The following is a 12,950-nucleotide window of genomic DNA, read 5'->3' as shown; positions in this document are numbered from 1 at the left end:
GGAACGCTCGTCCTTCGCGGGAAGGGCGGCATTCTCTCGCTGAATCAAGATAGTGCGAAAGCCCACCGCATCAGCGGTGGATCGCTGACGTCGCCCAGTCAGCGGTACCGTCGGATCGCCAGGAGCGCGACGAGCATTGCCAGGAACAGGACGAGTAACGCGGCCAGCGCGGTTGCAGTCACGCCAACGCCGCCGAACTCGATCAGCGCTCCGCCCCCGGACTCCGTTCCTGTCCCTGCTCCGGGTTCGTCCACGGTCGTGGCGGTCGTCGAGGACGATTCTGTCGTTTCCGTGGCGGTCTCCGTCAGCGTCGTCGCCCCCGTCGCCCCGGTCTCAGTTGTTTCGGTCCCCGTCGAAGTCGTGGTCTCCGTTGCGGCTTCCGTCGGCGTCGGAGTACTCGTCTCCGTCTCAGTAGCTGTCTCCGTCGAGGTCACTGTGTCCGTCTCGGTGACGGTGGGTGGTGGCGCTCCTCCGCCGGAAGCGGACGACGGCTCGTCGGGCGAGGGCGTGGTCGGTTCAGCGATACGCGCATGAACGCCGAACGTTTCGGCGTCGGCGATGTCATGTTCGCCGCGGGTGTCCATCACCAGTCCCACGGCAACCGTCCCGTTCGGTTCGAGCGTGACGTTGTTCTCGCGGCCTTCGATCGACTGGTCGGCCACATCCCCGCGATAGAACCGCACGTCGTCGGCGTCGTCGGTGATCCACACCTCCGCGTACTCCTCGCCCGTGTAGGTGATGGTGAACACGCGATCGATCGGGACGATCGCATTTTCCGGAATCCCATCCCCATCTATTGATGGGTTCGCGTCGGTTAAGAGCAACTCGAGTTTGTCGTTCTCGTTCAGTACGGCGTACGAGCCGTGGGGTCCGTCCGCCGGGGCCATCTCAATCTCGCCGTCCGGGACCTCGTCGGTACCTAGTAGATCGAACGGGGCCGCGCCGGTCGGGACGAGGATTGCGGCCGCCGCGAGCGTCGCAATGACAAAGAACGTCGTCCTGTTCACGTGAATCCTCCGGCGGTTTCTCTTGGCTGTATATCGGCCCCGTACTGGATTGTATTTCACCGTTTGAACTCTCTCAAGGAACGTCTGAAACCTCGTATCAGGATCAATAGCGCGATCGGGACAGTCCTCGAAACGGTCGGCGAACAGTACCGTTCGCCTGCGTGACTTCACGCTCGTCAATACGATACTCCCCACTCACGTACGCCCACTCGGTGACGATCGTGGACGAGAACGGGGACGAACAGGACGAAACGCCCCTTCGGGAACATCTCTCGGCGGCCCTGGAGGCGGCCGAAGACGACACCGCGAAGTATCACATCCGGGAAGCCTATCAGAAGGTGATCGTCGAGGAGTGGCCCTAACGATCTCGCCATCGACGGGATCGGCGGGCAACGAAACGCGTCTGTCAGCTTTTCTGTCGTTCTCGCTGTTCTATCAGTGGTGGTGGATTACGAACCAACCGTTTACGCCGGTAGCACGGCTCTAACGTCTCGTTTGCCGTCATCTGGGCCCCCAATACTAAAGGTATGGAAGCCGTTTTTTCTGTCGGGAGGATGGGTATGGGTACCAAACACAGAGACCAGGAGCGGACGACAGTGAGCGAACATCTCTCGACGGCTCTGGAGACAGCCGAAGACGAGAACACGAAGTACCATCTTCGAGAGGCCTATCAGAAGCTTATCTTCCTGACTGACAGCGGCCGCGACTGAACGCGACCAGTTTGAATATATATATATATATATATATTTTGTCTTTGGAGGCGTAGGTCTCTCCGATAGTTCGGGTCGATCGTCCAGCATCCGGACTGCCGAACAGGCCTCACCTGGATATCAGCGTTACAGGTTGTACTTCGTCTGGAGGGACTGCTCAACGTCCGCCCGTTCAGCAGGCGTTAACAGTCGGTCGTAGACGATGATTTCGGCGATGACGCCTTCGAAATAGCGATGGAGGTCGTCCGTTCCCGGATCGTTTTGTGCCCCGATGTACAGCGACTGATTCTTGGCATCCGGTCGACCGATGCCACTTATTTTCCTGTCTTCCCGCGCTCCGTTGACTCGTAGTTCAGCAATGTCGTCCTCTGCTGACATGCGGACGGCACTCAGATACGCGGTGTCGTCGATGTAGTTACCCTCCGCGACCAAGGTGAAGTCAACGTCTCCGTTCGAGGATGTCCGGAACCCGAGCTGACCGTCGCCGCCGGCGTAGCCCTGGCCGTTGTCCAGTGAGTGCCACCAGTTGCGATCGTTGTGTGCCGCTCCACCCTGCTTGCCGTGGAGAACACCGATGTTGTCCGAAAGATTACTGTCGGCCGTGAAGACGGTGAATACCGTCATTTCGTCCGTGAGATTTAGTCCAGTCGGTTCTTCGGCCACGAACGCGTCGTCACCGTCGAACCGCACGCCACCAGCGCCGAACGCGTCTGCGTCGAACGTCGGACTCCCGCGGGCCATCACATCGTTGGCGTTTGCAGTCTGGTCCGGCCAAGACGCGATCGCGTTGCCGCCGCTTACGTCCAGCGTGGTGGCATCGAACCACGCGGCGAGGCCATCGATGTCGTCGGGTTGGCGACTTGGGTCGACGGTCGACACCTCGCAGTTGGCGTCCGCAGCGGCGTGAATAGTCAGGTTCGCCCCGTTGAAGAGATCTTCGCCGGAGTCGAACCCGAGCGCGCGGACCTCGAATCCGACGCATTGAGAGTCCCCCGGTCGGAGTGAAATTGCCCCGTCCCGGCCGGGATCGAGTTCGCCGACAGTGATGCGTTCGTCCGGATTGTCACCACGGTAGAAGACGACTGCCGGGTCGCCCTGGACGAAGTCGTATCGATCAGGGACCGGGCCGGGAATGGCGGGCACATCGACTTCGAAATCGACGCAAACGGGCTGGGTTCCCTGGTTACCGATCTCGAAGACATCGTGAAAGACGTAGAAGGATTCTTGATTAACTCCCTTGCCACTGACCGCTTCGTTACTTTCGGAGAGATCGACGGCCATCGCGCCGTCTGCCGCTCCGGTGACGTATGCTCCATTTGGTGAATCCTCACAGGGGGCAAGACGGAGGAAAGCGTCGGCGTCGCCGACAACGTCGATCGTGACACTTCGCTCGGCCTCGACCGAGGTGAACGCGCCGCTGCCGAGCATCGCGCTCCCGCCCGCTGTCGCCGCCCCCAGCCCGAGGATGAATCGTCGTCGTTTCATATTGGTAGTCCACCCTTTTCGAAAACCCACCGGCGGAATCGAACCGCCACGGCGCGGAGAGGCCGTGTATTGGGCCTCCGGCAAATCCGGAGACGCCGTCGCACACCAGCGTGGGTGGAGGTCGTCGTCAAATCGGTGGATTAGTTCTGTCGTATCCGCCGCCATTGGTCTCCTGTCGGGCAACTAATTCCCCAATCCCTGAGAGATCGTCGTCCAATGACGCGTTCGGTCCGCTCGTATCAACTGTGATCACCATGTAGTACTCCTCGCCAACATTGAACCGGTAATCTTCAGTATTTGATCCGAATCCGCTGCCGGTTGGGTGTGGAAGTGGGTAGTCCTTATTGTAGCCGTTCTGAATCGGGAAGCTCTGGGAAGAGGAGCCAGTCGGACTGTCTCCCGTGTCGTACACCGTGAAATTAATGAACGACTGGCCTGCGCCACCATCCAGCCAATCTGTATCGGTGAAGTAGTAGTTCATCTTAAGCATCAGGCTCTGGGTTCCCTGGTTGACTATCTTGAACGCGTGCTCGTTTGCAGGGTTCTCGTGGCTTCCGATCTGCGTAACAGCGTCGAAGTTGACCCCCGATGCACCAGTATCAGTCCCGTCAAGATTAATCTGAAGCGTTCCGTTGCTTTCCTTGACGAGTCCCGTGTCACCCGAAACGAGACCGAGGAACGCGTTCGAGTCGTTGGCTACCTGAACGCTCACAGCCCGATCAGCACTTACACTCGTAAACGCACCGGTGCCTATTGCAGCTATCCCCCCGGCGGCGAGCGATCCCAGCGTTGCGAGGTATTTGCGTCGGTGCATTGTTGTCCCCACCCTCGGGGAAACCCACCGGCGGAATCGAACCGCCACGGCGCGGAGAGGCCGCGTATTGGGCCTCCGGCAAATCCGGAGACGCCGTCGCACACCAGCGTGGGCAACGTTGGATATCTCTTCTAAGTCTCCCGTCGTCGTTGTTATGTGACCTGAATTTCGTGGTCTACCTCTTCCACTAGAGTGTGACCGGCGTGTCAGCCTCGTCGGCTCTTGCTTTGACGATCACGCTGTCGAGAAGGTCACCCAACACTGGCTTTCTATCTGGCTCGCCCGTAGTCCAGTTCGATATCGTCGTATCGACTACCATTCCCACGTTGACGTAATTTCCAGGGGCAATTTCAACCGCGTCCGCTCTTGCTCCCGGCGGGTCGTCTGACATCCCATCCCCATTGAACGGAGCCGCATCAGCCGGCGCTTTTGAGTTCGGTTGATCCGGGCCTCGAGTATTTTGATTCGCGTCATCCTCCGGCGCACTGCCATAGCTTATCCCCTGCCAGTTCTCACCATCTCTGTTACCAGGGGTGTAAAACGCGACGAAATGTGGGCCAGCAGGCGACTCAAATGAATTACTAATGTAGTCAGGATTTCCAACTTCGGCAAGCCAGACATATTGGGTCTGGCTAGATTGATTTCCGATTCTAAATAGGTTATCGACATATGTGACTGCATTCTTATTGAATCCGTCACCATCCACATCATCACTTGGATGGAAAATATCAAGGGTACCCTGGCTCGTAGTAGTATAGTCTTGACTATTATTGCTCCAACTTATACTCGAAAGTTGGAGAAATGCGTTCGCGTCACTCGCGACTTGAACATTCACACTGCGTTCCGCACTCACACTCGTAAACGCACCTGTACCCACTGCAGCCGCCCCGCCGGCGGCGAGCGATCCCATCCCGATCAGGAATTTGCGTCGTTGCATTGTTGTTCGACCTCGTTCTCACGCACGCCCACCCCACCACGACACGTCCACGACACCTCGCGCGTCACGACCCCTCGTTCAGGTGCGCGTGCTTACCCACCACATCACACTACATCTCCATTGTATCAACCCGATTGAGCGATCTACAATGACACTCCGAGGCCTGGATACGACCCTTTGAACGGCGGTATTCCTCTGCCGGTTTCACCCTACGACTGGTTCACACTCTCTTTGAACCCGATTCGATGCGATCGCTCACCCAGGATAGCTCGCCGCCGCTTCGTCGACCGTCTTTCCCAGCCCGAGTGCCCTTTAATGAGTAGATAAGATGACGTATATTGGGATATCTATCTGAAAGAAATAGACTATAACTCTATGACTATTATCTCTATATATACATACAAGAATATGGTTTTCGAGTACTGATTATCGTTTTCTATCTCGTTAAATGCCCGTTTAGTTTTATATGGTATCGTCTCCCAATTCCATACGGGCACCTTGGGAGGGTGTGGGAACAGAATGGCAAAGGCAGCTTCACAGCAGCCATCAGCAACGATTGTCGAACAGTCGACAGACCAGACGGGTGACGAGACTGGCGTTTCGCGCGACGAAGCCTTCGAGGTCCTGAGCAACCGACGGCGACGGTATACGCTGCACTACCTCGTCAGGAACGGCGAGACCGCGACGCTTGGTGACGTGGCCGAGCAGGTCGCGGCCTGGGAGAACGACAAGGCCGTCTCGGGTATCACCTCCAGCGAGCGCAAGACCGTCTACACGTCGCTCCAGCAGTTCCACCTGCCGAAACTCGACGAGAAGGACGTCGTCTCCTTCGACGAGCGGGCCGGCGAGATCGCATTGACCGACCGCGCCCGCGATCTGGATATCTATCTGGAGGTGGTCGACCGCTACGACATTCCCTGGAGTTTTTACTATCTCGGTGCAACGCTTCTGGGCATCACGCTCGTCTCGCTGTCCTGGCTCGGGATCGGCCCGTTCGCCACGGTGCCGGCCGACGGCTGGACGGTCTTCTTACTCGGCGTGTTCCTCGTCTCGTCGCTCTCGCACGTGTTTATCTCACGCCGGATGCGTCTCGGATCGGACGAAAAACCACCGGAGGTGATCGAGACCGATGCATGACCGACGGCGGCTGTTCGTGCTGCTCGCGGTGGCGGTGGCAGCCGTCGCTACCGTCGGTTCTGGCGGGTTCAGCACGACGACTGCCGATCGCAGCGTGACGGTCGACGTCGTCGGCGACGCGAACGCCTACATGGCACTGGAATACGACGGTACAGAGGTAAACGACGGCGACGAACCCACGTTTCTGACCGTAACCAATCAGTTCACCCAGCCCGTAGATGTGACAGTAGAATACTCGGTTACCGGTAACGTTGAAGCCGATCCGAATGACGGCACTCTCGGGGACGACGAGGATACCGATCTTGCTATCGGAGAGTCGGTCGATTTTTCGGAGTTCACGCTTACGTGTGCCACTAACGAGACTGGCACGCGGACTGCGACAGTGACCTTCGACGTCACCGCGGAAGGTACCGACGTTTTCGCCGAAACGACCGACTCACGTCAGGTCACCTATTCAGTAGACTGTCAGTCCGTACAGACTGGATCTGTAGCTTCCGTGAACACCACGACAGACGAATCCATCGGGACGGCCACGGAGACGGCGACCGAGACGACTGCGGAGTGACCGTTGTCGGTGGTCATCTAATTCAGCCGGTTACGTAGTCGATGCGGGTGGGACTGAAAGGGGCGAGGCTGTCGAGGACGGCGGACCCATAACCACCGGAGCGAGCGTCGCGAGCGAGGAGCGCAGGTGAGGGCCCCTGACTGGACAGCCTCGGGGCTTTCACGCTGTTTGCACCGGTTCTCTTCGACGCGGAGGCGTCTCTGAACGCTGCCGACACCCGTCGCGCCAAGAGTTAAGTAGCGTCCCGAGCGTTCTGAAAGTGATGACCGACGAGCCCGAGGAGGGGATGCTCTCCTGGGACGAGTCCGTCTTCCGGGACGAGCACGTCTTCGAGATCGACTACGTCCCGGAGACGTTCCGCCATCGCGAGAGCCAGATGGAGAGCCTAAAGTACGCCCTCCGCCCCGCAGTCCGGGGATCGCGGCCGCTGAACGTCATCGCCCGCGGGCCGCCGGGAACGGGCAAGACGACGGCGATCCAGAAACTCTACGGCGAGTTGGGCGCCCAGACGGACGTCCGGGTCGCCCACGTCAACTGCCAGGTGGACTCGACACGATACGCCGTGTTCTCGCGGCTGTTCGAGGAGGTCTTCGAGTACGAACCGCCGACCAGCGGCGTCTCCTTCAAGAAACTCTTCGGCCAGATCACCGAGAAACTCGTCGAGGACGGGGAAGTCCTGGCGGTGGCCTTAGACGACGTGAACTACCTCTTCTACGAGGGCGAAGCCTCGGACACGCTCTACTCGCTGTTGCGTGCCCACGAGGCCCACTCGGGGGCGAAGATCGGTGTTGTCGTCGTTTCCTCGGACCTCGATCTGGACGTCATCGAGGCGCTGGATGGCCGAGTCCAGAGCGTCTTCCGGCCCGAGGAGGTCTACTTCCCGAAGTACGACGAGCCGGAGATCGCAGACATCCTCGAGGAGCGAGTCGACCGGGGCTTCCACGAGGGCGTCGTCGACGCGCCGATCCTCGACCGCGTGGCCGAACTCACCGCAGAGCAGGGTGGCGACCTGCGGGTCGGGATCGATCTCCTCCGGCGGGCCGGATTGAACGCCGAAATGCGCGCAAGCAAGCACGTCGAGACCCAAGACGTCGAGGAAGCCTACGAGAAGTCCAAACACGTCCACCTCTCGCGATACCTCGAGGGGCTGTCGGTAAACGAGCAGGCACTGCTTTCGGTCGTCGCCGATCACGACGGCGAGCGGGCGGGCGAGATATACGAGTACTTCCAGAACGAGACAGATCTCGGCTATACGCGCTACTCGGAGATCATCAACAAACTCGACCAGCTCGGGCTGATCGAGGCGACCTACACGAGCGTCGACGGCCGCGGCCGCTCGCGCGAACTCTCCGTACAGTACGATCCTGCGGCGATCAAGGATCGACTCTGAGGCTGTTTCTCCCCGACCGGACGATTTAGCCGTCGAGTGACACGTCGACGGGCTCCTCGGGTGCGTCGATGTCGACCTCGGGTTCCTCGGCGTCGCCGACGAGTTTCCTGATGACGACCGACACGACGAGGCTCGCGACGACGAGTGCGAGAACTCGGCCCCACCCATTGCCATCTGTCGGCTCCTCGTGTTCGTTCGCCGCCGCCCGGTCGTCGCTCCCGGCCGGTCGCTCGTCGTCCGCCTCTCCCTCGCCCAGGATCTGCGTCGGACTGAAGGTCGCATCCTCTAAGTGTACCTCGAACAGCGTCAGGTTCTCGAAGACCATACGTCCTGTTCGGCGCCGAAACGTATAGTTGTATTGTGAGGTGTCTGGTGGTACTGCAGTCGGACACGACTGATACGGATTATTGTCGTGATGTACCGGTATCCGTCGACCCCCGGGTCGGCGTCATCCGGAAATAATCTACAATCATCCGTATCCGTCCTCACAACGATCCATACCCACTTCGCTCGTCACGTTTGTTCCTCGCAAAAAGCGGGCACGGTGGGACTGAGCGAACGCTTCGCGTTCGCGAGGGTCACCGTGCCCCCGAGCGACTACTGGGAGCGAGCGGGCACGGTGGGACTCGAACCCGATGCCAGACCTCACTCCGTTCGGTCTGCCGTGCTTCGAATCCCCTGCGAGCTTGTTCAGCACGCCTCGTGTTCACTCGGCGGCTTCACGGGCACGGTGGGACTCGAACCCACGACCGTCGGATTAGAAGTCCGACGCTCTGTCCGGACTGAGCTACGTGCCCCGTCAGAAGACAGACGAGCGGGGACAAAAAGCGCCCGGGTTCGGAACGGAGTCAGGTGCTGACCCGCGGTTCGCTGCCGCCGATCCGGGATTCGGCGATGGCAAAGGCAAGCGTGCTAAACAGGCCAAGAAGCGTGCCGGCGGTTAGCATCATCGCGAGATACGAGAGTGTGACGTGCCCGAGAACGTACATGCTTACGGCGTGGGTGACTCCGGCAATAGCGAGAATGTAGAAGGGGGCGTTGAGATACCGCCAGCGGAACGCGCCGGCGAGGTACTCGTCGGTCACCTGGCCGAGACTGCTGGTGATCCCCGCGGCTGCGAGCCAGTGGATCGAACCCGCGACGACGGCGGCGACCGCCTCGCCGGCACCGAGCACTCCAGTCCCCTCCCGGATGGAATTGAGCATCTCGAATCCACTCACACCGCCGATAACCAAAAGCGTCAGCGCCACGACGTAGGTTACCAGCGTGACGCGACCGGCGTACAGTCCAGACCGGACGCGATCGACAGCCACGTCGAGCCACTCGCCCAGCCCGAGTCCCCGCGAGAGAAGGTACAGCCCGAGCAGGCCGGAGGCGACGCCGAAGACGTCCCCGGGCATCCCGAGGACATCGGCCAGGACGGCAAGCGGGTAGATGAGCAGGAGAATCCCCAGCGGAACGAGGATGGTCCCTCGCGTCTCGGGGTCGTTCAGCACCTGCTTGATGGTATAGTACATCGACTCCAAGTCCTCGGCCTGGCGGACGACCACGCGTCGGACGCCGTCGATGGCGATCCGCGAGCGGATGACCGGGACAACGCTCTCGTCTTGAGCGCCGTCAGTGACGACGATCGCGCGGATGTCTTCGCCGGTGGTCAGGCCGGCCAGAACAGTGTCGATCTCCTCGCCGACTGCCCGGTTGGCGACGACGTCACTGCCCTCGGTCCCCGTGACTGCGGCGACCTCAACGGATTCGGTGCTCTCGGCGAGAAGTTCGTCGTGGAGGTGGATCCCCTCGAAGAGGACGTTCGAGTCGCTGTCCTCGGGATCGGCAGTCGCCAGCGCAATAGCCGCTTCCTCGACGGCGTTGCGCCCCACGACAGGGGTCTCGACACCTGTCTTGCGGCCGATGTCGTCGTCGAGGTCCACACAGAGGACCAGCAGCATCGATCGGGGATACGCCACGAGTGTTTAACACTTTTCCGGGCGCGGCGATGCCATCCGGGCCGGGAGATCACGCCGACGTGAGTATCTCCTCGATTGTCTCGGCTTCCCGATCGAGGGAGTCGTCGCCGATCCGATCGGCTTCCTGCCGGAAATAATCCTTGAACGTCGTGAGCCGCGACTCGTAGGGAGCAGAGACCGACAACGGCTGGGACTGCTGTTCCCACTCGCCGAGCGGGCGGTCGCCGGGCGGCACGTCGATCCCATCCTCGACCCTGACGTCGATCCGTTCGGGCTCGCGCTCGTGGACCATCCAGTTCTTCAGGAGGTCGGCGTACCGGGCCAGCAAGACGGCTTTGCGGATCCCGGTGTTGTCGAAGTGTTCCGGAGATGCTGCCGGGAAATCGACCGTAGTCGTCGTCTCGTCTGTCGAACCCGAACGATCCTCCCAGGACGCCCGGAGGGTCAACTCGCCACCGTCGGCTTGGCCGTCGAGTTTGACGAGGACTACGCCGCCACGGGTTTCACCGTCCGCTGTCGGGGACGGGAACAACGTGTTGACTTCGAGGAGGTCGTCGGTCGCGTCCTCGGCGGCCGTCGACCCGTACACCGTCTCGATCTCGGCGTCCGAGGCGTCGAGTTCGACCGAGAGGTCGTACACCAGCGGCGTCACCATGTACTCGAACTCCTCGCCGAGATAGGACTCGAAGTCCTCGGCGGAGTGGACCGACCGATAATTGGCCCCGCGAACGGCCGTGATCTGGTCGACGAGTTTCGGGTTGAAATCGACGCCGATACCCACGAAGCTCGTGTGGATCCCGTCGGTGGCGTAGCCCGAAAGGCGGTCCTGTAGCGCTTCGTCGTCAGTCTGACCCAGGTTCGGCATCGCGTCGGTGACGACGATCTGCCTGGTCTCGACCTCTGTCGGATCGGCGTCTGCGTACTCGCCGAGCATGTCGGCGGCCTCGCTCATTCCGTCGGCGATGTTCGTCCCCCCGCCGGCTCGAATGTCCTCCCGGACGTGCCCGCGGATCGCCTCCATGTCTGTCGCTTCGACTTTCCGGAGCGGTTTGGCGACGCTGGCTTCGTTGTTGAACAGGACGATCCCAAGCCGATCCTCGGGCTCGAGCTGTTCGGTCAGCGCCACGAGAGCATCCCTGGCGACGGCCATCTTCGATCGGGAGTCGTCCTCCTCGACGGTGTGTTTGTTGCCGAAACGGTCGTAGTAGTACTGGTCGAACTCCGAACTCATCGACCCCGAGATATCCAGGACGATCACCACGTCGAGCCGTTTTCGCTCGAAGGACTCGGTGGAAAGCGTCGAGTTCAGCCCGACCGTGAAGTAGCGGTCCGTCGCGTCCCCGAGTGGGTCCTCCATGATCGCCGTCGCGTAGGAAGGACAGAACAGCGACGAGCACTCGCCAGATCCCCCAGTGTCGAAGTAGTAGTTGTAGAACAGCCCCTCGTAGGGGAGGCTCTCGGGGACGGGGAGGTACCCCTCCTCGATGTTCCGGCGGAAGTCGGCGACGTTGCTCGCGCCGCCGGCGGCAAATCCCAGGTCGGCACTTTCTGTGGCACTCCCCGCGGTTGTCTGGAAAGCGCCACCGCCGCTCGCGTTCAGGCCGTCTGTCCGTTCGGCGGGATCGTACTGCCAGTCGTCGATCCGCTCTGGATCGTCCTCGTCGTCGTCCGCCGGAGCCCCGTCCCCTTCGACCAATCCGGCACAGCCGGCCAGTGCCGCCCCAGCACTGATCGCACCCAACCGGAGGAGCTGTCGTCTGTCGTGATCCATGTGCGTCCGTACCCCGCCTGGTGTCATAAGTGAGTTGAACGGTCAAGTGAGCGTTTGAGTCATGCGGCGCCCTCCCGCGAGAACGGTCCCCAAGCGGCCGGTGTTGTCAAAGTCGCACGGCTTATACGGTTCAGACGGGTCTAGGATCATACGCGAATGATCTCGGAAGGCTGCGAACAGTGCGCCAAGGGCGGGAAGATGGTGATATTCGTCTATGGCTACTGCGACCAGCGCGATTGTTTCTACTGTCCGCTCGGCGAGAACCGCAAGAACGTCACCGATGTCTACGCCAACGAGCGGAAAGTCGAGGAGGATCAGGACCTCATCGAGGAGGCGAAACGCATGGACGCGCTGGGGTCGTCGCTGACTGGCGGCGAGCCCCAGGAGGTCATGGACCGCACGACGCGGTACATCTCACTGCTGAAGGACGAATTCGGCGAGGACCACCACATCCACCTCTACACCGGCATCACCGGCGGCCGGGAGAACATGCGCCGCCTCGCCGAGGCCGGTCTGGACGAGATCCGCTTTCACCCACCGCTGGACATGTGGGGCGACCTCCACGGCACCGAGTGGGAAGACATTCTCTATATCGCCCGCGAGGAGGGGCTCACGCCGGCGTTCGAGATTCCCGGCATTCGGCCCGAAGACGAGTTCGTGACCTTCGTCGAGGAGGGCGCCGCCGAGTTCGTCAACGTCAACGAGTTCGAGATGAGCGACGGCAATTACCGGCGGATGCAACAGCAGGGTTTCGACCTGAAAGAGGACCACATGAGCGCCGTCGAGGGCAGCCACGAGGTACTCGATACGATGGCGACCCACCCGAAGGTCTATTTCTGTACCTCGGTGTTTAAGGACGCCGCCCAGCACCGCAATCGGCTCAAACGGATGGCGAAGAACGTCCGCCGTCCCTTCGACGAGACGACCGAGGACGGCACGCTGGTTTACGGCAAGGCCTGGGTCGACCCCGATCGCCTCGACGAACTCGGCGTCCCCGAAGAGTACTACGCCGAGAAGTCAGAGCACGTCGAACTCGCCTGGTGGCTCCTCGAGGAGATGATCGAGGAGGGTGACATCAGGGAGGGCGAGGTCGTCGAGCAGTACCCGACCGTCGACGGGACAGTCGTCGAGCGGACGCCGCTTCCTGAAGAGTCCGGCGAACGAAGTGAG

Annotated in this window: 13 protein-coding genes and 1 tRNA gene; 6 read left to right on the top strand and 8 right to left on the bottom strand. The window is 60.9% G+C overall.

Features of this window, described 5'->3' with window-relative positions:
• Positions 1-98: 98 nt before the first annotated feature.
• The gene (locus tag E3374_RS16825) at positions 99-1,007 is read right to left on the bottom strand and encodes a DUF1102 domain-containing protein (RefSeq protein WP_136690117.1); all 909 of its coding nucleotides are present in this window, start codon (positions 1,005-1,007) and stop codon (positions 99-101) included.
• A gap of 212 nt (positions 1,008-1,219) precedes the next feature.
• On the opposite strand from E3374_RS16825, the gene E3374_RS17310 reads away from it, so the two are divergent.
• Both E3374_RS17310 and E3374_RS17305 read left to right on the top strand, forming a co-directional pair.
• The gene (locus E3374_RS17310; protein ID WP_169051893.1) at positions 1,220-1,369 is read left to right on the top strand and encodes a hypothetical protein; all 150 of its coding nucleotides are present in this window, start codon (positions 1,220-1,222) and stop codon (positions 1,367-1,369) included.
• 198 nt (positions 1,370-1,567) lie between these two features.
• Complete coding sequence (locus tag E3374_RS17305) at positions 1,568-1,717, top strand: hypothetical protein (RefSeq protein ID WP_169051895.1); 150 nt, start codon at positions 1,568-1,570, stop codon at positions 1,715-1,717.
• Positions 1,718-1,843: 126 nt separating this feature from the next.
• Here E3374_RS17305 and E3374_RS16820 read toward each other — a convergent pair whose 3' ends face one another.
• From E3374_RS16820 to E3374_RS16810, 3 genes are all read right to left on the bottom strand, one after another.
• Positions 1,844-3,202, bottom strand: coding sequence for a LamG-like jellyroll fold domain-containing protein (locus E3374_RS16820; protein WP_169051894.1), 1,359 nt, complete (start codon positions 3,200-3,202; stop codon positions 1,844-1,846).
• A 127-nt stretch (positions 3,203-3,329) separates the two neighbouring features.
• Positions 3,330-4,016 (bottom strand): hypothetical protein, encoded by a 687-nt coding sequence (locus E3374_RS16815; protein ID WP_136690115.1) that lies wholly within the window; start codon positions 4,014-4,016, stop codon positions 3,330-3,332.
• A 187-nt stretch (positions 4,017-4,203) separates the two neighbouring features.
• Positions 4,204-4,953 (bottom strand): hypothetical protein, encoded by a 750-nt coding sequence (locus tag E3374_RS16810; protein WP_136690114.1) that lies wholly within the window; start codon positions 4,951-4,953, stop codon positions 4,204-4,206.
• Positions 4,954-5,472: 519 nt separating this feature from the next.
• On the opposite strand from E3374_RS16810, the gene E3374_RS16805 reads away from it, so the two are divergent.
• The 3 genes from E3374_RS16805 (at position 5,473) to E3374_RS16795 (ending at position 8,045) form a co-directional block, all read left to right on the top strand.
• Entirely contained in the window at positions 5,473-6,090 is a 618-nt protein-coding gene (locus E3374_RS16805) for a DUF7344 domain-containing protein (protein WP_211195006.1), read from the top strand.
• A complete protein-coding gene (locus E3374_RS16800; RefSeq protein WP_136690113.1) occupies positions 6,083-6,655 on the top strand; it encodes a hypothetical protein in 573 nt (190 codons plus the stop codon). The genes E3374_RS16805 and E3374_RS16800 overlap by 8 nt, the downstream gene beginning before the upstream one ends.
• 262 nt (positions 6,656-6,917) lie before the next feature.
• The gene (locus tag E3374_RS16795; RefSeq protein WP_136690112.1) at positions 6,918-8,045 is read left to right on the top strand and encodes an ORC1-type DNA replication protein; all 1,128 of its coding nucleotides are present in this window, start codon (positions 6,918-6,920) and stop codon (positions 8,043-8,045) included.
• Positions 8,046-8,070: 25 nt separating this feature from the next.
• Here E3374_RS16795 and E3374_RS16790 read toward each other — a convergent pair whose 3' ends face one another.
• From E3374_RS16790 to E3374_RS16775, 4 genes are all read right to left on the bottom strand, one after another.
• Positions 8,071-8,370, bottom strand: coding sequence for a hypothetical protein (locus E3374_RS16790; RefSeq protein ID WP_136690111.1), 300 nt, complete (start codon positions 8,368-8,370; stop codon positions 8,071-8,073).
• Positions 8,371-8,767: 397 nt separating this feature from the next.
• Positions 8,768-8,842: transfer RNA gene (locus E3374_RS16785), tRNA-Arg, on the bottom strand.
• Positions 8,843-8,893: 51 nt separating this feature from the next.
• A complete protein-coding gene (locus E3374_RS16780; protein WP_136690110.1) occupies positions 8,894-9,991 on the bottom strand; it encodes a DUF373 family protein in 1,098 nt (365 codons plus the stop codon).
• Positions 9,992-10,058: 67 nt separating this feature from the next.
• Positions 10,059-11,780, bottom strand: a complete 1,722-nt coding sequence (locus tag E3374_RS16775; protein WP_136690109.1) for a vWA domain-containing protein — start codon at positions 11,778-11,780, stop codon at positions 10,059-10,061.
• A gap of 156 nt (positions 11,781-11,936) precedes the next feature.
• Here E3374_RS16775 and E3374_RS16770 point away from each other — a divergent pair.
• Positions 11,937-12,950, top strand: a 1,014-nt coding sequence (locus tag E3374_RS16770) for a radical SAM protein (RefSeq protein WP_136690108.1), incomplete at its 3' end; no start/stop codon positions are given.

Source organism: Halorhabdus amylolytica, from assembly GCF_004944975.1.
GTDB lineage: Archaea > Halobacteriota > Halobacteria > Halobacteriales > Haloarculaceae > Halorhabdus > Halorhabdus amylolytica.
The sequence above is the reverse complement of the archived record's forward strand: the minus strand, read 5'-3'. Positions and strand labels throughout refer to the sequence as shown.